The following is a 25,188-nucleotide window of genomic DNA, read 5'->3' as shown; positions in this document are numbered from 1 at the left end:
TCGCTTGTAGGGCACGAAGCGCGAGACGCCGAGGAGGAACTCGGTAGGCAGCGCCTTCAGGATGCGCTGCTCGGCGACCGTGTGGACGAGCGCCGCCGTCGAGAAGTCGGCCACCCGCACCGGCGGGGGGATGACCTCGGCCTCGCGGCCCCCCTTGTCGGCGGTGCGCTCGGCGATGTAGGGGCTGTTGGGGGGGGGCGCCCGGGGCCCCCCCCGTCGCCCCCGGGCCCCCGGGGCCCCCGCCGCCCCGCCTGCAGAAGGGATACCTGCCGGTCCTGCGGTGGACCCTGCGGCACTCGTGGGTGACGCTTCTGCTCGCGGTGCTGGTGCTCGGGGGAACCGTCGCGGTGGCGCCGTTCATGAAGACGAACTTCCTCGGCGACTCCGGTCAGAACACCTTCACGATGACGCAGGAGATCGGTGCGGCCCCGAGCCTCGAAGCCGAGAGCGCCGCCGCCGAGCAGGTGGAGGAGGTGCTCAGCGGCATCGACGGCATCCAGACCTTCCAGGTGTCGATCGGCTCCAGCGGCTCGGCGCTGCGCGACGCCTTCGCCGGTGGCAGCTCGGGGATCACCTACTCCATCACGACCGACCCCGACGTCGACCAGGTCGCGCTGCGCGAAGAGGTGCAGGACGCCGTGGCGACCCTCGAGGGCGCCGGCGAGATCGCCGTCGCGGCGACCGGCGGCGGATTCGGGTCGAGCGACATCGAGATCGAGGTCACCGCCGCCGACTCGGCCACCCTGCGCGAGGCGACGGATGTCGTCGTCGAGACGGTGTCGGCGGCCGAGGGCGTGGGTCAGGTCACGAGCAATCTCGCCGGGTCGCTGCCCTTCATCGCCGTCGAGGTCGACCGCGAGCGGGCCGCGGAGCTCGGGCTGTCGGAAGTGGCGGTCGGCGGACTCGTGTCCAACGCCATGCAGCCGCGTTCGATCGGCACGGTCGAGATCGACGACACCGCGCTGACGGTCTACCTCGCCACGGACGCGACCCCCGCCTCGCTGCAGGAGCTGCGCGAGCTCACCGTTCCGACGGCGAGCGGGCCGGTCGACCTCGACGAGGTCGCGACGGTCGAGGAGAGCGAGGGTCCCGTTTCGATCACGACCCAGCGCGGCCAGCGCACCGCGACCGTGACGGTGACGCCCTCGACCGACGACCTGACCGCGGCCAGCGCCGCGGTGACCGAGGTGCTCGCCGACGTCGAGCTGCCCGCGTCCGCAGACGCGGCGCTCGGCGGCGTCGTCTCACAGCAGCAGGACGCTTTCACACAGCTCGGGCTCGCCCTGCTGGCGGCGATCCTCATCGTCTACGTCGTCATGGTCGCCACGTTCAAGTCGCTCCGGCAGCCGCTGCTTCTGCTGGTGTCGGTGCCGTTCGCGGCGACCGGCGCCATCCTGCTGCAGATCATCACCGGCGTCCCCCTCGGCGTCGCGTCGCTCATCGGCGTCCTCATGCTCATCGGCATCGTGGTGACCAACGCGATCGTGCTCGTCGACCTCGTCAACCAGTACCGCGAGAAGGGCCTGTCGGCGCACGACGCGACCCTCGCGGGCGGGGCGCGTCGCCTTCGCCCCATCCTCATGACGGCGCTCGCGACGATCTTCGCCCTCACCCCGATGGCGCTCGGCATCACCGGCAGCGGCGGCTTCATCTCGCAGCCGCTCGCGATCGTCGTCATCGGCGGACTGGTGTCGTCCACGGTGCTCACTCTGCTGGTGCTGCCGACGCTCTACAACCTCGTCGAAGGCGCGTCCGAGCGCCGCGCTGCGCGCCGGGCCGGGGGCGCGGATGCCGGGGGTGCCGCGAGCTCGGAGCAGGCGGTCGCCGAGCCGGTGCTCGCCGGTGCCGGCGCGACCGAGACCCGCCGCGCGCGGCGTCTGCGAGAATCAGCCGCGACCGCGGGAGCCGCCGCGACGGGAGGGATGGACACCGTGCCGAACGACGATGTGAATGTGCCGATGATCGAGGAGGCGCCGGATGTCGAGGTGGCGGCATCCGCTCCCGCGCCCGAGGGCGCGCGGGACGCGGCCGCGGACGCCACCCCTGCGCACGGTGAGCCGATCGCCGTGCCCGAGGCTGATGTGCCGATGATCGAAGAGGCGCCGGATGTCGAGGTTCCGGAGTCCGCGGGCCCGCCGGCTGCGGCCGCCCACGGCGGGCCGACGAGCGAGGACCCGTCAGACGAGGCGCTCAGCGACGACGTCGAGGCGAGCGATGAGGATGCGTCGCGACCGGACGCCGATGCGGATGTCGGGGGAGGGTTCGAGCCCGGCTCTGCGACCGACCCCGGGCACGTGAGCGCGCAGCCCGAGGATGCGACGACCGACGGGGACGATTCCGCGCGGTGATGCTCCGGTTCACCGCGGCGCCGCTGCGGCGAACCGTCCCGCGCAGGGCGACGTGGCGGCCGCTGCGCAGGGGGATGTGGACCGCGATCTCGTCGGTCACGGCGTCGAGTGCGATCGCCGGGAGGGCCTCGTCGATCACCGGCGCGTCGCGCAGCATCCGGTTGAAGTACGTGACCCAGACGGCGACGGTGCCGAACGCGATGGCTTCGTAGCTGGCGAGGTTGATGACGCCCGTGATCAGCGCGGTCATCCCGACCGCCAGCAGGACCACGCAGATGATCGTGAGTCCGCGGAAGCGGCGGGTCACCCCGCGCAGCCCGAACGCCGACGCGATCAGGGCGAGGAACGACAGGGCGAGGCCGGCCGCCGCGCGGTCGTGCATGACCTCGTCGATCGGTATGGGCACGATGCCGACGACGATCATGTGCGCGCCGGCGGAGATGAGCGACCAGCGGATTCCCCGCGAGGTGCGGCGCCCGACGGTCGCGGGCAGGTCGGCCCCGAGAAGGATGCCGTAGCACGACAGCAGCAGGCCCGCGACGATGACGGTGGAGTTGAAGGTGCGGGCCGAGAGGTCGCCGAACGTGCCCAGCTGCGAGAAGTGCAGCTGCCACCACAGGGGGTCGCTGGTGGTGATGATCGCCACGAGGACGCCCACGGCGAGGAAGGCCATCGCCACCTCGAAGGTGCGGTGCGACAGGGGCCGGTCGATCCAGCGCGATCCCGGCGCGGGCACGACCGGGTGCGCAACGACGGTCGCCACCGCGACCGGTGCGTACCCGGGTGCTGCACTGAGAGTCGTCGAAGTCATTCTGCCCACCGTGGGGGCCGTGGCTCACGTGCTCCGGGTACGGCAAGACCATCCCGAAGCAAGTGGCGCCGCTGGCCCGCTGGATCCCCCCTAGCATGACGGCACTCGCTTTTGACGAATGTTATCGTCGTCTGCCTCGGGCTTGCGTCTGTAGTCTCTCAGGAAAACGCGGCTAAACTGTAGCGTCGGCTCGGGACACCGCGTGGGATCTGCTCTACGCGGCTGCTTTTCTGTGAGTTCCAGGGGCCGATGGTGGGGGCGATCGCCCCGACGACCATCACATGAATGGCCCCGGCCGACGGATGTCCGGGTTGATCGAGCGTGCGCGTTCGACGCTGTTCTCGTGCAAGAGAACCCAGAAGGACACCACCGTGCCCAAGAACAAGAAGCCCGCCGGCGGCCGTGCCGCCAAGAACTTCGAGCCCCGCTACGGCGCCAAGACGTCGTTCCAGGACCGCAAGCGCCGTCCCGGAGAGGCGTCCGCCGGCAAGCCCGGGAGCCGCAGCGCCGGACACCGCGGACACCAGGCCGAGGCCAAGGATGCCGCGCCCAAGCGTCGATGGACCGCGCAGGAGCGCGCCGGCCGAGATGAGGCGCGCGGCATTCGCACCCATGCCCGTGACGACCGTCCGGCGCGTCGCGACGACCGTCCGGTGCGTTCGGACCGTCCGGTTCGTTCGTTCGACGACCGTCCGCGCCGGGACGACCGTCCCGTGCGTGCGGACCGTCCGGTTCGTTCGTTCGATGACCGTCCGCGTCGCGACGAGCGACCCGCCCGCGGATTCGACGACCGCCCGCGCCGGGACGACCGTCCCGCTCGTTCGGACCGTCCGGTTCGTTCGTTCGACGACCGTCCGCGTCGCGATGACCGTCCCGCCCGCGGATTCGATGACCGCCCGCGCCGGGACGACCGTCCCGCTCGTTCGGACCGTCCGGTTCGTTCGTTCGACGACCGTCCGCGTCGCGACGAGCGTCCGGTGCGTGCGGACCGTCCCGCGCGTTCGTTCGACGACCGCCCACGTCGCGATGATCGTCCCGCCCACGGATTCGACGACCGCCCGCGCCGGGACGACCGTCCCGCTCGTTCGGACCGTCCGGTTCGTTCGTTCGACGACCGTCCGCGTCGCGACGAGCGACCGGCGCGTGCGGACCGTCCCGCGCGTTCGTTCGACGACCGCCCTCGCCGCGATCAGAGCGCCGGACGCTCGGACTGGAAGGCGACGCCCGCCCGCGACAAGGCGCACGAGGACCGCGTCGACGTGGTGCACGAACGCCTGCAGGCGCAGGCCATCCAGGCCGAAGAGGTCCCTGGTTCGTTCGACGAGCTCGGTCTCGGCCAGAACATCGTGCGCGTGCTCGCCGACCTCGGCGCGTCGACGCCCTTCCCGATCCAGGCGGCCACGGTCGCCCCGATCCTCGAAGGCCGAGACGTCCTCGCCCGCGGCCGCACCGGCTCGGGTAAGACGATCGCGTTCGGCGCCCCGCTGGTCGAGTCGATCCTGCGCTCGCAGGCCGGCAGCCGCCGGGAGTTCGGCCGGTCACCCAAGGCCCTCATCCTCGCCCCGACGCGCGAGCTCGCGCTGCAGATCGACCGCACGATCCAGCCCATCGCGCGCAGTGTCGGCCTCTTCACGACCCAGATCTACGGCGGCGTTCCCCAGGGTCGCCAGGTCGGCGCGCTGAAGAAGGGCGTCGACATCATCATCGGCACGCCCGGCCGCATCGAAGACCTCGTGCAGCAGGGCAAGCTCGACCTGTCCGAGATCCGCATCGCGGTGCTCGACGAGGCCGACCACATGTGCGAGCTGGGCTTCCTCGAGCCGGTGCAGCGGATCCTCCGCCACACCAGCGACGGCAGCCAGAAGCTGCTGTTCTCGGCGACCCTGGATCGAGAGGTCGCAGCGCTCGTCGATGAGTTCCTCGTGAACCCCGCCGTCTACGAGGTCGCCGGCGAGGACCAGGACACCGGCACGATCGACCACCGCATCCTCGTCATCGATCACCGCGACAAGGCCGACATCCTCGGGTCGCTCGTCGACCGTGACGGCAAGACGCTCGTCTTCGCCCGCACGCGTGCGTACGCCGAGATGCTGTCGGAGCAGTTCGACGACGCAGGCATCCCCGCGCTCGCGCTGCACGGCGACCTCAACCAGGCCAAGCGCACCCGCAACCTCGAGAAGCTCACCTCGGGTCGCGTCCGGGTGCTCGTCGCCACCGACGTGGCCGCTCGCGGCATCCATGTCGACGACATCGACCTGGTCGTGCAGGCTGACCCGCCGGACGAGTACAAGACCTACCTGCACCGCTCCGGCCGCACCGGCCGCGCCGGCCGCTCGGGCACGGTCGTGACGCTCATCACACGTCAGCGCCGCCGCCGGATGACCGAGATGCTGGACCGCGCCGAGATCGAGGCGCCGTTCGACGAGGTCCGTCCCGGCGACGACCTCATCGAAGAGCTCAGCGGACGCCAGGTCGACCCGACGGTCTGATGGGGAGGATCTACTCGCGCGGGGCGCCGTCCGAGTAGACCCTCACGCGGGAGCCGTCGAGGACGAACTGCAGCGACGTCCCCACCCGGAATCGGTCGCGCAGTTCGCTCGGCGTCGATCCGGTCACCGTGAGCGCACCCGCGGCGGGGAACTCCCCGGCGGCGCAGCCGCCGGTCGACACGGTCCCCTGCGATGAGGACGGCGCCAGTACATAGAGGCACGGGGCCGACTCGGTCGAGCCCCAGCCCGGCACCGAGACGACGATGAGCCCGGCGAAGTCGTCGAAGCGCTGAGCCCCCGGCGGCTTCTCGCCGAACAGGTCGTCCGGCCAGTCGTCATCCTCGTTCACGCTGAGAAGCGCGACCTGCGGGGCGCCCGTGCTCGTGATCGCCAGCGTCACGCCCGAGGCGACCAGTGCCGTCGCGATGAGCGACACCGCCCACAACAGGCCCAGCCGCTTGGCGGTGAGGGAGCGCACCCCGCGGCGTCGCGCCGGGCTCGCCGAGCCGGCGTGATCCGCGGGCTCGGACTCGCGGTTGCGGTCTGTCGCGCTGGGTGTCGGTTCCGCGCCGTCCACCGTCCTCCCGGTCTCGGGATCGGGATCGGGATCGGTGTCGGGATGGCGGGGCCCGACAGCGGCGATCTCGGATGGCGCATGAGCGGGAGTCGAAGACCGGGCGTCGGGCGACGTGGAGTCGTGACCCTCGCCGAGAAGCGGCGCGAAGGCGGCGAGCGGATCCTCGGGCGCTGCGGTCGGCGACGTCGGCCGCGCGGTCCCTCCTGCAGCAGGCCGTGCGTCGGTCATCCGCGGGCGGGCCATGAGGCGTGCTTCGTCCTCGAGTTCGTGGAGGCGGGCGAGGGCGGCCTCGTCGTCATGGATGTCGGCGTTCGGCCCGTAGGCGCGGGCACGCAGCATCCTCAATTCATCGACGCCGGAGTCTGCCACTCCGCCATCCTGACATCTCAGAACAGCGCGATCGCCGATTCGGATGCCGTTGCGCGGCCTCGGGACGTCGTGATCACCGGACCCGGCGACGACGCCCGCGCAGGGCCGCGAGGGTTCTCGTCCTCTTCGCGTCCGTCGAGGCGGTGCACGCGCAGGAGCGGTCTCACGCGCTTCGCCAGCCACGCGCGGTAGGGCTTCGGCGCGTTCGCCGAGGCGCCCGGGTAGAGCCCGCGGTAGGCGGGGACGAGGTCGGGACGGTGCTGCTGAAGCCACGTGAAGAACCACTGCTTCGCACCGGGGCGCAGGTGCAGCGCTCCGTAGATGACGCGGACCGCCCCCGCCTCGCGGATGCGACCCAGCGCGTGGTCGATCGCGGCGACCGAATCGGTCAGGTGCGGAAGGATCGGCATGAGGAACACCGTGACGCGGAAGCCCGCCTCGGTCGCCGCCCGCACCGTATCGAGCCGGGCGGACGCGCTCGGCGTCCCGGGTTCGACGAGCTTCTGCAGCTCGTCGTCGAACACCGCGATCGACATCGCCAGCGAGACGGGCACGGATGCCGCGGCGTCGCGGAGCAGCGGCAGATCCCTTCGCAGCAGCGTGCCCTTGGTGAGGACCGAGAACGGCGTCCCCGATTCGGTGAGCGCGCTCACGATGCCCGGCATGAGCCGGTACCGTCCTTCGGCCCGCTGGTACGGGTCGGTGTTGGTGCCGAGCGCGACGGACTCGTGCTGCCACGCGCCGCGGGCCAGTTCTCGGCGGAGCACCTCTTCGACGTTGATCTTCACGATCACCTGGGTGTCGAAGTCACGACCGGCGTCGAGCTCGAGGTACTCGTGCGTTCCCCGAGCGAAGCAGTAACTGCAGGCATGACTGCATCCCCGGTACGGGTTGACCGTCCAGTTGAATGGCATCGCCGACGACGACGGCACGTGGTTGAGCGCGGACTTGCAGAGCACCTCATGGAACGTCACGTCTGCGAAGTCGGGGGTGGTGACCGAGCGCACCAGCGAGTTCAGCTTCTCGAGGCCCGGCAGCGCCGCGGCATCCGCCTGCCCCAACTGCTGTCCCTGCCACCGCATCTCCACAGTCGAACATATGACCGAATCGGAGTCAAGTGCGGCGCGGACCCTATCGAAACCGGTGGCCGGGCGCGGCATCCGTGTTGTCGACCTCCGCTCGCGGCCTCCGCGGGAGGAGCCGTGGCCGTGGGGAGGACGGGAAGGGCGTGAATGCTCCTCCGGTGGGCCGATCGTCCTCCGCTCGTCGCGACGCGCGCAGGTCGGTCACCGCGGCCGAACGACGAGGTCCAGTGAAACTGCGTACCATGGGAAGTGGGATCTGATGCCAGCGCCGGGGATCTGCGACGGCTCGACGACGAGAGGAACACACGAATGGAACGCGACATCTACGACGAGGACCACGAGGCGTTCCGAGACGTCGTGAAGGAGTTCTGCAAGCGCTACGTCACGAACGAGAAGCGCGAGCAGTGGGACGCGGCCGGCGAGATCGACCGGCAGACGATGCGTGCCGCGGGCGACGCCGGCATCATCGGCCTCTCGGTCCCCGAGGAGTTCGGCGGCGCGGGGATGCTGCAGGACTACCGCTTCCGCACCGTGGTCATGGAAGAGGTCATCGCCGCCGGCGCCGGGTCGCTCGCCGGTGCGTTCGGCATCCAGGACGACCTCGCCGTGCCCTACATCGTGCACATGGGCACCCAGGAGCAGAAGCAGAAGTGGCTGCCCGGCATGGCCACCGGCGAGATCCTCGGCGCACTGGCGATGACCGAGCCCGGTGCCGGCAGCGACCTGCGAGGCATCAAGACGACAGCGAAGAAGGTCGACGGCGGCTACATCGTCAACGGCGCGAAGACCTTCATCTCGTCGGGCAAGACCGCCGACATGGTCGTGACGTTCGTCAAGACCGGCGAGGGGAGCCGTCCCGACGCGTTCAGCCTGCTGATCCTCGAGAGCGGCATGGCCGGCTTCGACCACGGCAAGAAGCTGCACAAGATGGGCTTCCAGGGTCACGACACCGCCGAGCTGTCCTTCAGCGACGTGTTCGTGCCCGAGGCCAACCTGATCAGCGGAAAAGAGGGCTTGGGCTTCGTTCAGCTCATGATGAACCTGCCGCTCGAGCGCCTCTCGATCGGTGTCGCCGGTGCCGCGGCCGCTCAGGCCGCCCTCGACTGGACGATCGCCTACACGAAGGACCGCGAGGCCTTCGGTCAGCGGATCATCGACTTCCAGAACACCCGGTTCCAGCTCGCGGACGTCGCCGCGACCGTCGACGCGCTGTGGGCGTACACCGACCGCGCGCTCCTGGCATACAAGGACGGCAAGCTCTCGGCCGAGGAGGCCGCGAAGGTGAAGTTCTGGGCGACCGAGCGCGAGTGGGAGATCCTCGACACGTGCGTGCAGCTGCACGGCGGCTACGGCTACATCACCGAGTATCCGATCGCCCGCGCGTTCCTCGACGCACGCGTGCACCGCATCTACGGCGGCACCAACGAGATCATGCGCGAGATCGTCGGTCGTCAGCTCGCCGGGAAGAAGTAGCGGTCAGGCCGCTCCCCACGGGAAGAGCACCCAGAAGATCGCCCCGGATGCCGCGACGAAGGCCGCGGTGAACACGCCGTCCCGGACGCGCCACGGCACGAGGTGCCTCTCGGTGCGGTCGGGGTGCGCTCCGAAGGCGCGCGCGTCCATCGCGAGGGCGACCCGCTCTGCGTGACGGATCGCACCGGCCAGCAGCGGTACGAGATAGCCCGACCAGCGTGCGGCCGCGGCAAGGGGTCCGCGGCCGCCGTGGGCGCCGCGGACGCGGTGGGCGTGGCGGATGACCTCGAGTTCGTGCCCGAAACGCGGGACGAAACGGAAGGCCGCGAGAGCGGTGTAGCCGATGCGGTAGGGCACACGCAGCTGCTGGACCGCCGCCCGGACGAGGTCCGGTCCGGTCGTGGACAGTCCGGCGATGAGTGCGAGGGCGATGATCGCGGCGATCCGCAGGCCGGTGGCGAAGCCGACCAGCAGCGCACCGCCGTAGAGCGTCCACGACCCGACGCGCCACACCACCAGGGACTGGTCGACGCCGCTCGGGTCGATCCACAGCGAGAACCCGAATCCGATCGAGACCGCGGCGGCGGGGACCAGCGCCAGGAGCACGACCAGCAGTCGCGGGGTGATGCTCACCCCGACCAGGAGCACCGCGTACGTCAGCGCCAGGAACGCCGCCGGTGTGGCGAGATCGCGCACGAACGCCAGCAGCACCATCGCGGGGAGCGGGGCCAGCAGCTTCGCCAGCGGATTGAGCCCGTAGAGGAACCGCAGCGGTGACGCGCGGACGCGTTCGGCGTACGGGTCCATTCGCGAGCGCGCGCCCTGCGATGTCAGCACTGGTCCGGTGGCGGTCACAGCGGCACCGCCGCGGTCGGCTCGTCCGGCAGATCGGCGATCCGTGTCACTTCCGCCAGGGCGGGGTGCGAGGACAGATCGCGCAGCGCGCGGCGCAGCGGAGGGGGAAGCAGTCCCGATCGCTCGATGAGGTCGTCGTCGGCGAACACCGCGTCGGTGTCGCCCACGCGCAGGATGCGGCCCCCGGCCAGGACGACGGTGCGGTCGGCATGATCGGTGACCAGCTGCATGTCGTGGGTGACCACGAGCACCGTGGTGCCCTCGTCGTGCAGCTCGCGCAGGAGCGCCAGGAGTTCGTCGGCTCGCGAGCGGTCCTGGCCGAACGTCGGCTCGTCCAGGGCGAGCACCGGGGCTCCGGTGATGAGCGCGGTCCCCACCGACAGCCGTCGCTTCTGTCCTCCCGACAGCTGGAACGGATGGACGTCGCGGTGGTCGGCCAGCCCGAACCGGTCGAGCATCGCCAGGGTGCGCGCGCGGACGTCGTGCTCCGGCATCCGACGCACGCGAAGCCCGTGCGCGAGCTCGTCGAAGGCCGTGTGCGCGATGAACTGATGCTCGGGGTTCTGGAAGACGAACCCGATGCGATCCGACAGTCGGCGCGCATCCGTGCGGGCGACATCGCGACCGGCGACGCGGACGGTGCCGCGCGGAGGCCGGATGACGCCGGCGATCGCCTGCAGCAGCGTCGTCTTGCCGGCGCCGTTGGCTCCGACGATCGCGGTGAACTCGCCGGCGCGGACCTCCAGGTCGACGTCGTGCAGCACGGCGGTGCGTCCGCGGCGCACCGTGAGGCCGTTCACGCTGACGATCGCGGCGGCGGCGGCGGCGGCGGCGGTGGCGGGGGCGTCGCGGCGTTTCTCGTCGGCGGTCCGGCGGCGGGTGCCCGCGGGGTGGTGCGGGCCGGTTGACCGTCGAGCGCTGCGCGCAGCTCGGCCGGGCTCAGCGGCAGCGGCTCCATCGTGTAGCCCGCACGTCGCAGCCGGAGGGCCGCCAGCGTCGACACCGGCAGCCACACCCCGAGGGAGTCGAGCTCTTCGGCGCGTCCGCGCAGCACATCGTCCACTGCGCCGTCGGCGATCATCCGGCCGGCGTGGTCGAGCACGACGACGCGATCGACCAGCTCGATGGCCTGGTCGAGGTTGTGCTCGACCAGCAGGATCCCGCGCCCGCCGTCCGCGACGAGGTCGGCGAGCGCGCGGTAGACGTCGGCGATACCGCGCGGGTCGAGGTTCGCCGTGGGCTCGTCGAGCACGAGCAGCGGCGAGCCCATCGCCAGCGCGCAGGCGATGGCCAGGCGCTGTCGACCGCCGCCCGACAGCCGGTCGGGGTTCTCGCGCCGGCGATCCCACAGCCCCACACGTCGAAGCGCGGACTCCGCCCGCTCGAGCACGTCGCCCACCGGCATCCGCAGATTCTCGGGCCCGAAGGCGACCTCGTCGAGCAGGGTTCCGGTGACCAGCTGCGCGTCCGGGTCCTGGAACACCATGCCGACGTGCGTGCTGAGCTCTGCGACGGTGGTCAGGGCGGCGTCGAGCCCTTCCACGCGAATGGTGCCGGCCACGTCGGCGGGCACCGCGTGCGGCACAAGGCCGTTCGTCGCGAGCGTGAGCGTGGATTTACCCGAACCGCTCGGGCCGAGCAGCAGGACCACCTCGCCGCGGGCGATGTCGAAGGATGCCGCAGCCGGCGCCGGAGCACCCGCGCCGTCGTAGGTGATCGACACGTCGCGCACGCTCAGCAGCGCGGCGGTGTCGGTCACGCGCTCCACGCTAGCCCGTCGCCGGAACGCGGAGTCAGACGCGGCGGCGGGGCACTCCCGCGCGGCGCAGGGCTGCGCCGGCGCCGAGGCCGACCGCCGTCCACGCGACGGGGCCGACGGCGAAGAGCGCGACGTAGACGGCCTGGCCCCAGAACGGGAAGCGCGCGACGTCGGCGGCGAACCAGATGGCGACGGCGATGACCGCCCCGACGATGACGGCCGAGACGAAGAAGCGCCACGGCTCCCATCGTCGGTAGCGCGCGAGCGCCGCGATGCCCTCCTGCAGGGCGCCGATCAGCAGCGCCGTGCCCACGTAGCGTCCGATCCACAGGGGGACGACGGCGCTGGCGACGAGGGCCGCGACCAGGTGCGTCACGAGGGCGACCCACGGGGCCCGCAGCAGTTCCTGCGCGATGACTCCCGGCAGCACGTGGATGCCGAGAACGAGGCCGTAGACGATCGGCACCGCGGCTGAGATCGGACCGCTGATCGCGCCCGCCGCTGCCTGCAGAATGCCCGTCGCGACCCCGATGGCCGCGCACGTGAGCAGAATGCTCGTCGACAGTCGGGATGGGTGGCCCACCCGCTCAATGCTACCGGCGGCTCTCATACGATTCTCACAAATCGGCCGTTCACTGAATGGACCCTGTGAGTTACGTTTGCATTCGTTGCGCGCCGAAGACGCCGCGCAACATCTCTCAGAACACCACCCTTGGGGGGCCACAAATGGGTCGATCCTCCGTCAGGGCAGCTGCGGTCGTCACACTCGCCGCACTGTTCACCGGAACAGCCACAGCAAGCTTCGGCGCGAGTTCCGAGGAGGTGAACAGACCCATCCCGATCGATGCGCCCGACGGCCACTACATCGTGCTGCTGAAGGACGCGCCGCTGGCGACGTACGAAGGCGGCACGCCCGGCATCGCGCCCACCAAGCCCGCCAAGGGCACGCAGCTGGATGCCGCGACGCCCAACTCGCAGAAGTACGTCGCGCACCTCAAGAACGAGCAGCGCAAGCTCGCCGAGAGCGTGGGCGTCGAGGCCGCCGCCAGCTACCAGATCACCCTCAACGGCTTCACCGCCGACCTGACCGGCGACGAGGTCGCCGAGCTGCGCGGCAGCAAGGACGTCCTCGGCGTGTACGCCGACGAGATCCGGCACCCGCAGGCGATCCCCTCGACCGAGTTCCTCGGTCTCGGCTCGTTCCCCGACGGCAGCGGCGGGGTCTGGGACGAGGTCGGCGGAGTGGAGTCCTCGGGCGACGGCGTCGTGGTGGGTGTCGTCGACACCGGCATCGCGGCCGACAACCCCTCGTTCGCGGGCGAGAAGCTCCTCGGAAAGCCGGGCGCGAAGCCCTACATCGACGGCAACCACGTGCTGTTCCGCAAGTCCGACGGCAACATCTTCCGCTCCAAGCGGGTCGCCGGCGAGGGCTGGAGCAAGCAGGACTACAACACCAAGCTGATCGGTGCGCAGTACTTCTCGTCCGGCGCGCAGGCTGCCGGCTTCGACTTCGGTGCCGACTACCTCTCGCCGCTCGACGGCGACGGCCACGGCTCGCACACCGCGGGCACCGCGGCGGGCAACTTCGGCGTCGAGACCGAGGTCGCCGGTATCGACTTCGGTCAGATCTCGGGTGTCGCCCCGGCCGCGAAGGTCGCCTCGTACAAGGCGTGCTGGGTCGGTCCCGACGTCCTGAGCACCGCCGATGACATCTGCGCGCTGAGCGACCTGCTCGGCGCCATCGACCAGGCCGTCGCCGACGGCGTGGACGTCATCAACTACTCCATCGGCGGCGGCTCGGCCACGAGCGTGCTGCAGCCGGACGACATCTCGTTCTTCAACGCGGCAGCCGCAGGCGTGTTCGTCTCGGTCAGCGCCGGCAACTCCGGTCCGGACGCATCGACCGCCGACCACGCCTCGCCGTGGTACATGACGGTCGCCGCATCGACGATCCCCACCTATGAGGGCACCGTCGAGCTGCCGAACGGCTTCCAGGCCGCCGGCGCCTCGGTCACCGTGCCGTTCGGCGAGTCGATCACCGACGACGTCGTGTACTCGGGTGATGTCGCGGCAGCCGGCGCGACCGCTGCCGACGCCGAGCTGTGCCTTCTCGGCACGCTCGACGCGGCCAAGGTCGACGGCAAGATCGTCGTCTGCGACCGCGGTGTCAACGCGCGCGTCGAGAAGTCGCAGGAGGTCGCCGAGAAGGGCGGCGTCGGCATGATCCTCGTGAACGTCACGCCGGGCTCGCTCGACAACGACTTCCACTCGGTGCCGACGGTCCACATCGACCACACCCACCGTGACGCTCTGCTGGACTACGTGCAGAACACCGAGAACCCGACGGCCACGCTGGTCGGCGAGAACACCACCGGTGTCGAGACCCCGACCCCCCAGGTCGCCGGCTTCTCGAGCCGTGGCCCGATGCTCGCCGACGGCAGCGACGTGATCAAGCCGGACGTGACCGCGCCCGGTGTGGCGATCCTCGCCGCCGAGCACAACGCCCCCGACGCCGAGCCCGCCTTCGGGTTCAAGTCGGGTACGTCGATGTCGTCGCCGCACGTGGCGGGCCTCGGGGCCCTCTACCTCGGCGAGAACCCGACGGCCACGCCCGCCGAGGTGAAGTCGGCGCTCATGACGACCGCGTACAACTCGGTCAACGCCGACGGTTCCGAGAACACCGACCCGTTCGCCCAGGGAGCAGGACACGTCGACCCGACGAAGTACTTCGAGCCGGGTCTGCTGTACCTGAACGACGCGCAGGACTGGGCGTCGTACCTCCAGGGTCTCGAGCTGTACGACTTCGGGGTGGAGCCCACCGACGCCAGCGACCTCAACCTCGCCTCCATGGGCATCGGCGCGCTCTCGGGCCCGCAGACGATCACCCGCTCGGTGACGTCGACGCAGGCCGGCACGTTCACCGCCTCGGTCGACCTGCCCGGTATCGACGCCGTGGTGGAGCCCAGCTCGCTGAGCTTCGCCGAGGCGGGCGAGACGAAGGAGTTCACCGTGACGTTCACGAACGCCGGTGCCGACGTCGAGGCCTGGACGACCGGCTTCCTCACGTGGACCTCGGGTACCACCGAGGTGCGCTCGCCGATCGCGATCTTCCCCGTCACCGCCGACGCTCCGGCGTCGGTCGAGGGCAGCGGCGCCGACGGCTCCGTCGAGGTCGAGATCACGCCCGGTGTGACCGGCGACCTGCCGCTGAACCTCGCGGGCCTCACGCCCGAAGAGCTTCTGGTGGCCGGCGACGAGACCACCGGCGCAGCGGACGACGGCTACAGCTACTACGTGGTCGAGGTCGAAGAGGGCGCCGAGCTGGCGAAGTTCGCTATCGACTCCTCGGATGACACCGGGTCCGACATGGACCTGTTCGTCTACCGCGTGGTCGGCCCCACCGACTGGCGCTACTACGAGTCGTGGACCTCGGCGACGGCTTCCGCCGACGAGGCCGTGACCCTCACGGCGCCCGCGAAGGGCACCTACCTGGTCGAGGCGCACGTGTACTCGTACAGCGCTCCGTTCACGTGGGACCTCACCTCCGCCGTCGTCAGCGGCGAGGGTGTGGGCGACTTCACCGCCACGCCGAACCCGCTCCCGGCCGAGGAGGGCGTCCCCACGTCCTACGAGCTGTCGTGGTCGGGTCTGACCTCCGGTGACTACCTGGGCGTCGTCCGCTACGGCGACTCGCAGGTGCGCACCGTGGTCTCGGTCGACGTTCCGTAACCACCGCACGCAGAGAGGGCGCTCGGGCTTCGGCCCGGGCGCCCTCTTCGCGTGGCGGAGCGGCTGCTCAGAGTCTGCGGCGACGCCGCGTCAGCCGCACGTTCGGCAGCGGCGGGGCCGGGATCCGCTCGTCGCCGTGATCGACGACATGCCCGAAGCGATCGGATGCCGCCTCCCACGCGTCGCGCGCGGTGACGATCTCTTCGTGGCTGCGCGCGACGAAGTTCCACCACATGACGATCTCTTCGTCGAAGGGCTCGCCGCCGAGGAGGAACAGCGTCGCACCGGCGGAGCTCGCCAGCACGACCTCGTCGCGTCCGGTGCCGAGATACAGCAGATGCGTGACGTCCAGTTCGACGTCGCCCCCCGTGGCGGCATCGACCAGCCGGGCGTCGCCGGAGATCGGCAGGACCGCGTACTCCCAGGCGGCGGTGAGTGGAACTTGCACGCGGGCGCCGGGTTCGAGGTGGATCTCGGCCCCGACGATGGGCGTGTGCATCGTGGCCGGCGACGCGACGCCGGCGAAATCGCCGACGACGACGGTGGCGTGCCCGTCCGCCCCCTCGAGCGCGCCGAGCGCGACCACCGGCAGATCTTCGTGCCGTTCGAACTCGGGTCCGCCGTGACGGCGGCCCTCGGGCAGCGCCACCCACAGCTGCAGCGCGTCCAGCGGCACGGCGCCCTCGCCCACCGAGTACTCGGAGTGGGCGATGCCGGCGCCGCTGGTCATGAGGTTCAGCACACCGCGTCGCACGAGGACGTCGCTGCCGACCGTGTCGCGGTGGCGCACCTCGCCCTCGAACGGCCAGGTGACCGTCTGCAAGCCGATGTGCGGGTGCGGCTCCACGCGCATGCGCGTCACCTGAGGGCCGAACCGGTCGAGAAAGCACCACGCCCCGACGAGCGGGAGGTCGCGCTGGGGGAGGGCGCGGCGCACCGACATCGCTCGGACGCCGCCCAGGGGCACCTCGCGCGCCTCGAGCTGGACGACGCGGGGCCCGTCGCACTCGGCCGAGGACTCCGTGGCGACCGCGTCGTCCGCGTCGAGCCGGGTCATTCCGGGTGAGGCTGGTCGGGCCAGTCGACGTCGAGTCCGTCGACCGGGTTCTCACGCAGATAGCGCGACACGAACGGGCAGTGAGGCACCACGGTGTCTCCGCGCTCCGCGGCCTCGGCCATCGCCTGTGCGACGAGTTCTGTCGCGAGGCCGCGTCCCTTGAAGGCGGGATCCACCTCGGTGTGAGGGAACAGCACGCGCCCTCGGGAGTCGGTGCGGAACGAGGTGAAGCCGGCGAGGACGTCGCCGACGTGGATCTCGTAACGGCGCTGAGTCTCGTCTCGGGTGACGGTGATCTGATCGGCGGAGTGTGGCATCGGCATCCCTTCGTCGTGGACTTCAACGTACGGGGGCGGTCCGCATTCCGCCACCGCCGCCGGGGCCCTGGTGCGGGGCTCGCAGCGGGTCTATTCTCAGCACAGATCGTGGCTCTGGGGGCCGCGCGCGATGGTTCGAAGGAGAATCATGAAGCGACGCATCATCACACTCGCCACGGCTGCGGCCCTGGCGCTGGCAGCGCTCCTGGGCGGGGCGCCGGCGGCGACGGCCGAAGGACATCTCGGGGAGGCCTACGTCGCCCTCGGCGACTCCGAGGCCGCCGGCACCGGAAACCTGCCGTACCTCGATCTGGAGTGCCTGCGCTCGGCGCGGGCCTACCCCGAGATCCTCGGAGCGGGGTTCGGCGGCGCCGCGTCGAGCGCGTGCGCGGGGGCGACGACCGACCACGTCCTCTACGGGCAGCTCGGCGACCTGGGTCCGGCGACGCAGCTGGTCACCCTCACCGCCGGTATCAACAACGCCGACTGGCAGGCCGTGCTCGCCGCGTGCAGCAGCCTGGGCACACCGGTGTCATGCCAGACGGAGTACGGCGAGGCGGCTCTCGCCCTCGCTGATCTGCCGCAGCGCATCGCACAGCTCGTCGGAGCCATCCGCACGTACGCCCCGAACGCCTACATCGCCGTCACCGGATACCCGCTGCTGTTCGGCGACGTCACCGGGACCTGCAGTGTCGGCGCCTTCCAGCGGACCCCGGTCAAGGTCAGCGCGCAGCAGGCGATGCTCGCCAACACCGGTGTGACGAACGTCAACGCGGCCATCGAGGGCGGTGTCGACCTCTACCAGTTCCTGACCTCCGACCCCGGCGTGGGCTACGTCGACGTGACCGCGGCCTTCGACGGGCACGGACTGTGCGACACCGGCGACCGGTGGATCAGCGGACTCGTGTCGGGGCAGGCGACCTTCGATCGCAGCTTCCACCCCAACGCCGCCGGCCAGCAGGCCTACGCGGGGGTGATCGCGGCAGCGCTCCCCTGGTAGAGCAACGGGATGCGGCGACCGCCGGCGCGCCGGATCGGTGACAGAGTGGAGGGGTGCCCTCGCCGCTGATCGTCCACGTCCCGCGCGGGGCCGATGACGACACCGCCTACCTGGGGTTCGTCGAATGGGCTGCCGAGCGCGGGCTGACGCTCTATCCGGCGCAGGACGAGGCGATCATCGAGATCGTCTCGGGCGCGAACGTGATCCTCTCGACGCCGACGGGCACGGGCAAGTCGCTCGTGGCCGTCGCCGCGCACGCGGCGAGCCTCGCCCGCGGCGGCCGCACCTATTACACCGCGCCGATCAAGGCGCTGGTGAGCGAGAAGTTCTTCGCTCTGGTCGACATCTTCGGCGCCGAGAACGTCGGCATGGTCACGGGCGACTCGTCGGTCAACCCCGACGCTCCGATCGTCTGCTGCACGGCCGAGATCCTCGCCAACCTCGCGCTCCGCCAGGGTGCGGATGCTCACGTGGATCAGGTCGTCATGGACGAGTTCCACTACTACGGCGACCCGGACCGCGGATGGGCGTGGCAGGTGCCGCTCCTGTTGCTGCCGCGCGCCCAGTTCATCCTCATGTCGGCCACCCTCGGCGACGTCACCGCGATCGCCGACGACCTCACACGGCGCACCGGCCGCGCCACCGCCCGGATCACCGGCGTCGACCGCCCCGTGCCGCTGCACTTCTCGTACGCGCGCAGCGCCGTGCACGAGACGGTCGGCGAGCTGCTCGACACCCGGCAGGCCCCCGTCTACATCGTCCACTTCTCGCAGGCCGCGGCGATGGAGCGGGCTCAGGCGCTTTCCAGCATCCGCATCGTCTCTCGCGAGCAGCGAGACGAGATCGCCGAGGCGATCGGGGGCTTCCGCTTCACCACCGCCTTCGGCCGAACCCTGTCGCGGTACGTGCGCGCCGGCATCGGCGTGCATCACGCCGGGATGCTGCCGCGGTACCGCCGCCTCGTCGAGACGCTCGCCCAGCGGGGACTGCTGCGGGTCATCTGCGGCACCGACACCCTCGGCGTCGGGATCAACGTGCCTATCCGGACGGTGCTCATCACCGCCCTGGCGAAGTACGACGGGCAGCGGATGCGGCAGCTCAGCGCGCGGGAGTTCCATCAGATCGCCGGTCGCGCAGGCCGGGCCGGCTACGACACCGCCGGCACCGTGGTGGTGATGGCGCCCGATCACGAGATCGAGAACTCCGCCGCCGTCGCCAAGGCCGGAGACGACCCGAAGAAGCTCAAGAAGGTCGTGCGCAAGAAGGCGCCGCAGGGCTTCGTCAACTGGGGGGAGGCCAGCTTCGAGCGGCTCGTCGCCGCCGAGCCCGAGCCGCTCGTGCCCCAGCTGCAGCTGACGGCGGCGATGCTCATCAACGTCATCGCCCGCGGCGGCGACGTGTTCTCGAACGTGCGCTCGCTCGTCTTCGACAACCACGAGCCGCGCGCCCGCCGGTACGAGCTCGCGCGGCGCGCCCTGGCGATCTACCGCACACTGGTGACGGCCGGCGTCGTGACCCGCGACGGCGGCCACGTGCGCTTGACCGTGGACCTGCAGCCGAACTTCGCCCTCAACCAGCCGCTGTCGCCGTTCGCGCTCGCCGCGATCGAGCTGTTGTCGCCCGACGACGACGAGACCGGCCCTTCGTCCGAGCTCGGGACCGGCACGGGTCACTACGCGCTCGATGTGGTGAGCGTCATCGAGGCCACCCTCGACGATCCGCGGCCGGTGCTGTCGCAGCAGCAGTTCCTCGCGCGGGGCGAGGCCGTCGCGGCGATGAAGCGCGAGGGCATCGAGTACGACGAGCGCATGGAGCTGCTCGAGGGCATCACCCACCCGAAACCCCTCGAAGACCTGCTGATGCAGTCGTACGAGGTGTTCGCCTCGAGCCAGCCGTGGGTGCGCGACTTCGAGCTGTCGCCGAAGTCGGTGGTGCGCGACATGTTCGAGCGGGCGTTCTCGTTCGCCGAGCTGATCAACCACTACCAGCTGGCCCGCAGCGAGGGTCTCGTGCTGCGCTACCTGAGCGACGCGTACCGGGCGATCCGCCAGACCGTGCCGACCGATGCGCAGACCCCCGACCTCGTCGACCTCATCGAGTGGCTCGGCGAGCTCGTGCGGCAGGTGGACTCCAGCCTCGTCGACGAGTGGGCGTCGCTGGTGAACCCCGTCACCGACCCCGACGCCCCGGTCGTCCCGCCCGCACCGCCGTCGGTGCTCACCAACCGGCGCGCGTTCGTGGTGCTCGTGCGCAACGAGCTGTTCCGGCGCGTGCAGCTGGCCGCGCTGCAGCGCGACGAGGACCTCGAAGCCCTCGACCCCGATGTCGACTGGCCCGCGGTGCTCGACGCCTACTTCGAAGACCACGACGAGATCCTCACCGGGGGCTCGGCGCGGTCGCCGCGACTGGTCGAGATCGACGAGACGGATGCCGCGTCCACGGGCGTGTGGCGCGTGGAGCAGATCCTCGACGACCCGGACGGCGACCACGACTGGCGCATCCGCGGCGTCGTCGACCTCGCGGCATCCGAAGAGAACGGCACCGCCGTCGTCCGCGTCACCGAGGTCATCCGACTCTGACCGCGGAGGCCCTCCGCCGTCGCCCGCGTGCGGCAACCCTCCTTGCGCCGCGCCGGGGGGAGGACATGTCGCCGAGATGCGGCCGGATCCGGCGCTCCCGACCTCCGCTCGGCGACATCTCCTCCGCTCGCGGCCGGCGGGGGAGGAGCCCGCGCGGCGAGCAGGGCAGCGGACCTGAGTCGGCGCGGCGAGGAGCCTGCCGGCCGGCGCGGTGAAGAGCCCGCGCGCGGCAGCCCGGGCTGTGGACGGGCCCGAGCGGTGTCGGCGGGGCGGGTTACCCTTGAGCGGATGAGCACGCCCCCCGCAGACCCGTACGCCGACCTCGCGTGGGCTGTGGACGACGCGCCCCCGCCCGACGCGTACGACGACGGCTGGGCGCCTCCGCCCGAGTCCGACGGGTGGATGCCGCCCCCCGAGGATCCTGGGATCGCGGTGCCCGTGGCGTCCGAACTCCCCGCCCGGCGGCACCTGGTCGGCGCCGACCCGCGCGCGGTGCTGCACGAGGTGTACGGCTACGACGCGTTCCGGGGCGATCAGGCCGACATCGTCGCGCACGTCGCCGGGGGTGGCGACGCCGTCGTCCTCATGCCGACCGGCGGCGGCAAGAGTGTCTGCTACCAGGTGCCCGCGCTGGTGCGGGAGGGCACGGGACTGGTCGTCAGTCCGCTGATCGCCCTCATGCACGACCAGGTCGACGCGCTCGTGGCCAACGGCGTGCGCGCCGCCTACCTGAACTCCACGCAGGCCCCGGCCGAGCGCCAGGCCGTCGAGCGCGCCTATGTCGCCGGCGAACTCGATCTGCTCTACGTCGCCCCCGAGCGACTGAACACCGAGTCGGCGATGCGGCTGCTCTCGCAGGGGCGCCTGAGCGTCATCGCCATCGACGAGGCGCACTGCGTGTCGCAGTGGGGTCACGACTTCCGGCCCGACTACCTCGGGCTCGGCGACCTCGCCGAGCGCTTCCCGGGCGTGCCGCGGCTCGCGCTCACCGCGACGGCGACCCCGCCCACCCACCGCGAGATCACCGACCGGCTGCGGATGCCCGAGGCGCGGCACTTCGTCGCCAGCTTCGACCGCCCGAACATCCAGTACCGGATCGAGGCCAAGGTCGACCCGCGCCGCCAGCTGACGGCGTTCATCCGCGCGCAGCCTGAAGGCTCGGCCGGGATCGTGTACGCCCTCAGTCGCAAGTCGGTCGAGCAGACGGCCGAGCACCTGCGCGGCCAGGGCATCGACGCACTCCCGTATCACGCAGGACTGGACGCATCGGTGCGCGCCAAGAACCAATCGCGGTTCCTGCGCGAGGACGGCGTCGTGATGGTCGCGACCATCGCGTTCGGCATGGGGATCGACAAGCCCGACGTGCGCTTCGTCGCGCACATCGACCTGCCGAAGTCGGTCGAGGGCTATTACCAGGAGACCGGGCGAGCCGGCCGCGACGGCGACCCCGCCGTGGCCTGGATGGCCTACGGCCTCGGCGACGTCGTGCAGCAGCGACGCATGATCGACCAGTCGCCCGGCGACCGCTCGTACAAGCTGCGTCTCGGCCAGCATCTCGACGCGATGCTCGCGCTGTGCGAGACGGTCGGATGCCGCCGCCAGAACCTGCTGGGCTATTTCGGCCAGCCGTCCGAGCCGTGCGGCAACTGCGACACGTGCCTCGAAGCGCCTGAGACCTGGGACGGGCTGATCGCCGCGCAGAAGCTGCTGTCGACGATCGTCCGGCTCCAGCGCGAGCGCAATCAGTCCTTCGGCGCGGGTCACCTGATCGACATCCTGCGTGGCGCGTCGACCGAGCGCGTCCGCCAGCAGGGCCATGACACCCTCTCGACCTACGGCCTCGGCGCCGACCTGAGCGATCAGGACTGGCGGAGCGTCATCCGCCAGCTTCTCGCCCGCGGCATCCTCGTCGCGCGCGGCGAATACGGCACGCTCGCCCTCGGCGACCCCGCCGCCGGTGTGCTTCGGGGTGAGACGCCGGTGCCCCTGCGCCGCGACGTCCTCGGACGCACGGGCAGCGCTCCGCGGGTGCGGCGCGTGGCGGCATCCGATTCGCTCGCCGACGGCGACCGCGGGCTCTTCGAGGCGCTGCGCGAGTGGCGCGCCGGAGTGGCGCGCGAGCTCGGGGTGCCGGCCTACATCGTGTTCGGCGACGCGACCCTGCGCGCACTCGCCGAGCACCGCCCCGCGACCCTCGCCGACCTCGACGGCATCACGGGCATCGGCGCCAAGAAGCGCGAGGCCTACGGAGAGGCCGTGCTGGAAGTGGTCGCCGCGGCCTGACCGCGCACCGGCGGAGTGCTCGCCGACGGCTCGCCCGGATGTGCGGTTCGACACCACCGACCCGCTGTTCCGCCACGAGCTCACGCTGTAGGCCATCCGAGCGTGGTGCCGGCGGGAAGGATCTCACCCGACCCGCCCTCCGGCGGCACCGACAGGGGCCACTGTGGGGACCGCACAATCCGGCCGAGCGTCGCCGCCGCCGACCATTGTCGCTATCCTCCACTCGGTTTGAGCATGAGTTGTGGGAGTCCTACCGTCAAAGGGACTTTTCACGAGTTCACTGCCGAAAGGTGAGGCACATGACCGACGCCGCCGTCCGTTCCCGCAAGCCGTCCCTGAGCAAGCGCACCCCCGCCGGGGGAGCGCCGACTGCCGCCCACACCGCCGACGAGGCGGCCGAGCCGCGCATCGACGTCGACGCCGTCACCGACCTGCTGCTGGGGACGTGGGCCGCGACCCGCCGCGAGGCGCGCGAGATGATCAAGGATCCCGCGTTCTGGCGGGTCGAGGGCATGCCGATGCCCGAGCACCGCGAGCGCGTGCTCACCCAGCTTCATCTGCTGGTCGAGAACGGCGCCTCGGGTCGCGCGCTGCCGAAGGAGTACGGCGGGCTCGACGACAACGGCGCCAACCTCGCCGGCTTCCAGGAGCTCGTCCTCGCCGACCCCAGCCTGCAGATCAAGTCCGGTGTGCAGTGGGGCCTGTTCGGGTCGGCGATCCACCAGCTCGGCACCAAGAAGCACCACGATCGCTGGCTTACCGCCGTGACGAACATGGAGCTGCCGGGCGCGTTCGCCATGACCGAGACCGGGCACGGTTCGGACGTCGCGGCGATCGCCACCACGGCGACGTACGACCCCGCCACCGAGGAGTTCGTCATCCACACGCCGTTCCGCGGCGCGTGGAAGGACTACCTCGGCAACGCCGCCCTGCACGGCAAAGCGGCGACGGTCTTCGCGCAGCTGATCACCGGCGGCGTCAACTACGGCGTGCACTGCTTCTTCGTGCCGCTGCGCGACGACGACGGCGCCTTCCTGCCCGGCATCGGCGGCGAGGACGACGGGCCCAAGGGCGGCCTGAACGGCATCGACAACGGCCGCCTTCACTTCGACCACGTCCGCGTGCCCCGCGAGAACCTCCTCAACCGGTACGGCGATGTCGCCGCCGACGGCACGTACTCGAGCGAGATCCCCAGCCCCGGCCGCCGATTCTTCACGATGCTCGGCGCGCTCGTGCAGGGCCGCGTGTCGCTCGACGGCGCGGCCACGACCGGCACCGCGCTCGCGCTGCACATCGCCCTGACGTACGCCAACCAGCGACGCCAGTTCGACTCCGGAGCGGGATCCGACGAGGTCGTGCTGCTGGACTACGGCAAGCACCAGCGGCGCCTGCTGCCGCTGCTGGCGCAGAACTACGCGCAGTTCTTCTCGCACGACGAGCTGCTGCGCAAGTTCGACGGCGTCTTCTCGGGCCGCACCGACACCTCCGAGGAGCGAGAAGACCTCGAGACCCTCGCCGCAGCGCTCAAGCCGCTGTCGACATGGAACGCGCTCGACACCATTCAGGAGTGCCGCGAGGCGTGCGGCGGCCAGGGCTTCCTCGCCGAGAACCGCATGGTCGGGCTGCACCAGGACCTCGACGTCTACGCCACCTTCGAGGGTGACAACAACGTCCTCCTCCAGCTGGTCGGCAAGCGACTGCTGAGCGACTACGCGACGCAGTTCAAGGGAGCGGATGCCGCCAAGCTCGCCCGCTACGCCGTCGAGCACACCGCGGGCAAGGTCTTCCACGGCGCCGGTCTTCGCCAGCTCGGTCAGGCGGTGGCCGACTTCGGCTCCACCGCGCGCTCGGTCGAGCTGGGACTGCGCGCCGAGCAGCAGCACGAGCTGCTCGCCGGGCGGGTCGAGCAGATGGTCGCCGACGTCGCTGCGGCGCTGCGCCCGGCATCCAAGCTCGATCCGGCCGAAGCTGCCGCACTCTTCAACGCCCATCAGGTCGAGCTCATCGAGGCGGCGCGGGCGCACGGCGAGCTGCTGCAGTGGGAGGCGTTCTCGGACGGCGTGAAGGCGATCGCGGACGACGGCACCCGCCAGGTGCTGACGTGGCTCCGCGACCTGTTCGGCCTGCACCTGGTCGAGAAGCACCTCGCGTGGTACATGATCAACGGTCGGCTGTCGGCCCAGCGCGCGGCCTCGGTCACCCGGTACATCGACCGCCTGTGCGCGCGGCTCCGCCCGCACGCGCAGGACCTCGTCGACGCGTACGGCTTCGCGCCCGAGCACGTGCGGGCGCCGATCGCGTCGGGGGCCGAGATCGCCCGACAGACCGAGGCGCGCGAGTACTACGCGGCGCTCGCGGCGGCCGGTCAGCTGCCACCCTCGGAGAAGACGCTCAAGAAGAAGTAGTCGGCGCACCCGGGTCGTAAGTGGGGACTTGTGTCCGGATAGCATCTCGGCT

General features: G+C 71.0%; 16 protein-coding genes and 1 pseudogene. 8 read left to right on the top strand and 9 right to left on the bottom strand.

All coding sequences use genetic code 11. The annotated features are described in order from the left end of the window. Positions 1-188: 188 nt before the first annotated feature. Positions 189-1,820, top strand: a pseudogene (locus NFR93_RS14295) (efflux RND transporter permease subunit); the annotation flags it as partial. A 370-nt stretch (positions 1,821-2,190) separates the two neighbouring features. Here NFR93_RS14295 and NFR93_RS14290 read toward each other — a convergent pair. Next, positions 2,191-3,159 carry a DUF998 domain-containing protein gene (locus NFR93_RS14290; protein WP_251454568.1) on the bottom strand — a complete coding sequence of 323 codons (969 nt, stop codon included), beginning with the start codon at positions 3,157-3,159 and terminating at the stop codon, positions 2,191-2,193. A 371-nt stretch (positions 3,160-3,530) separates the two neighbouring features. Between NFR93_RS14290 and NFR93_RS14285 the strand changes: the two genes are divergently transcribed. After that, positions 3,531-5,648, top strand: a complete 2,118-nt coding sequence (locus NFR93_RS14285; RefSeq protein ID WP_251454566.1) for a DEAD/DEAH box helicase — start codon at positions 3,531-3,533, stop codon at positions 5,646-5,648. A 10-nt stretch (positions 5,649-5,658) separates the two neighbouring features. Here NFR93_RS14285 and NFR93_RS14280 read toward each other — a convergent pair whose 3' ends face one another. Then, on the bottom strand, positions 5,659-6,594 hold the full coding sequence (locus NFR93_RS14280) for a hypothetical protein (protein WP_251454564.1): 936 nt from the start codon (positions 6,592-6,594) through the stop codon (positions 5,659-5,661). Between the two features lie 17 nt (positions 6,595-6,611). Continuing rightward, positions 6,612-7,676, bottom strand: a complete 1,065-nt coding sequence (locus NFR93_RS14275; RefSeq protein WP_251454562.1) for an Rv2578c family radical SAM protein — start codon at positions 7,674-7,676, stop codon at positions 6,612-6,614. Positions 7,677-7,988: 312 nt separating this feature from the next. Here NFR93_RS14275 and NFR93_RS14270 point away from each other — a divergent pair, with 312 nt between their 5' ends. Continuing rightward, positions 7,989-9,152 carry an acyl-CoA dehydrogenase family protein gene (locus tag NFR93_RS14270; RefSeq protein ID WP_251454560.1) on the top strand — a complete coding sequence of 388 codons (1,164 nt, stop codon included), beginning with the start codon at positions 7,989-7,991 and terminating at the stop codon, positions 9,150-9,152. Positions 9,153-9,155: 3 nt separating this feature from the next. Here NFR93_RS14270 and NFR93_RS14265 read toward each other — a convergent pair whose 3' ends face one another. The 4 genes from NFR93_RS14265 to NFR93_RS14250 are packed head-to-tail and all read right to left on the bottom strand — an operon-like array spanning position 9,156 to position 12,349. Continuing rightward, a complete protein-coding gene (locus NFR93_RS14265; protein WP_251454661.1) occupies positions 9,156-9,959 on the bottom strand; it encodes an energy-coupling factor transporter transmembrane component T in 804 nt (267 codons plus the stop codon). Between the two features lie 44 nt (positions 9,960-10,003). Next, positions 10,004-10,807 carry an energy-coupling factor ABC transporter ATP-binding protein gene (locus tag NFR93_RS14260; protein WP_251454558.1) on the bottom strand — a complete coding sequence of 268 codons (804 nt, stop codon included), beginning with the start codon at positions 10,805-10,807 and terminating at the stop codon, positions 10,004-10,006. After that, a complete protein-coding gene (locus tag NFR93_RS14255) occupies positions 10,804-11,766 on the bottom strand; it encodes an energy-coupling factor ABC transporter ATP-binding protein (RefSeq protein ID WP_251454556.1) in 963 nt (320 codons plus the stop codon). The genes NFR93_RS14260 and NFR93_RS14255 overlap by 4 nt, the downstream gene beginning before the upstream one ends. Before the next feature lie 34 nt (positions 11,767-11,800). After that, positions 11,801-12,349, bottom strand: a complete 549-nt coding sequence (locus NFR93_RS14250) for an ECF transporter S component (RefSeq protein WP_251454552.1) — start codon at positions 12,347-12,349, stop codon at positions 11,801-11,803. 239 nt (positions 12,350-12,588) lie between these two features. Here NFR93_RS14250 and NFR93_RS14245 point away from each other — a divergent pair, with 239 nt between their 5' ends. Further along, a complete protein-coding gene (locus NFR93_RS14245) occupies positions 12,589-15,495 on the top strand; it encodes a S8 family serine peptidase (protein ID WP_251454550.1) in 2,907 nt (968 codons plus the stop codon). Positions 15,496-15,562: 67 nt separating this feature from the next. On the opposite strand, the gene NFR93_RS14240 is transcribed toward NFR93_RS14245, so the two are convergent. Together NFR93_RS14240 and NFR93_RS14235 are read right to left on the bottom strand one after the other, a co-directional pair. After that, on the bottom strand, positions 15,563-16,552 hold the full coding sequence (locus tag NFR93_RS14240; protein WP_251454547.1) for a pirin family protein: 990 nt from the start codon (positions 16,550-16,552) through the stop codon (positions 15,563-15,565). Further along, complete coding sequence (locus NFR93_RS14235) at positions 16,549-16,869, bottom strand: GNAT family N-acetyltransferase (protein ID WP_251454544.1); 321 nt, start codon at positions 16,867-16,869, stop codon at positions 16,549-16,551. The genes NFR93_RS14240 and NFR93_RS14235 overlap by 4 nt, the downstream gene beginning before the upstream one ends. Before the next feature lie 148 nt (positions 16,870-17,017). Here NFR93_RS14235 and NFR93_RS14230 point away from each other — a divergent pair, with 148 nt between their 5' ends. The 4 genes from NFR93_RS14230 (at position 17,018) to NFR93_RS14215 (ending at position 25,136) form a co-directional block, all read left to right on the top strand. Then, on the top strand, positions 17,018-17,869 hold the full coding sequence (locus tag NFR93_RS14230; RefSeq protein ID WP_251454542.1) for an SGNH/GDSL hydrolase family protein: 852 nt from the start codon (positions 17,018-17,020) through the stop codon (positions 17,867-17,869). A gap of 53 nt (positions 17,870-17,922) precedes the next feature. Beyond that, a complete protein-coding gene (locus NFR93_RS14225; RefSeq protein WP_251454539.1) occupies positions 17,923-20,448 on the top strand; it encodes a DEAD/DEAH box helicase in 2,526 nt (841 codons plus the stop codon). Between the two features lie 288 nt (positions 20,449-20,736). Beyond that, positions 20,737-22,731, top strand: coding sequence for a DNA helicase RecQ (gene recQ, locus NFR93_RS14220; protein ID WP_251454537.1), 1,995 nt, complete (start codon positions 20,737-20,739; stop codon positions 22,729-22,731). A 299-nt stretch (positions 22,732-23,030) separates the two neighbouring features. Continuing rightward, positions 23,031-25,136 (top strand): acyl-CoA dehydrogenase family protein, encoded by a 2,106-nt coding sequence (locus NFR93_RS14215; RefSeq protein WP_251454535.1) that lies wholly within the window; start codon positions 23,031-23,033, stop codon positions 25,134-25,136. Positions 25,137-25,188: the final 52 nt, after the last annotated feature.

This window comes from Microbacterium sp. Marseille-Q6648 (assembly GCF_943181415.1).
Taxonomy (GTDB): domain Bacteria; phylum Actinomycetota; class Actinomycetes; order Actinomycetales; family Microbacteriaceae; genus Microbacterium.
The sequence above is the reverse complement of the archived record's forward strand: the minus strand, read 5'-3'. Positions and strand labels throughout refer to the sequence as shown.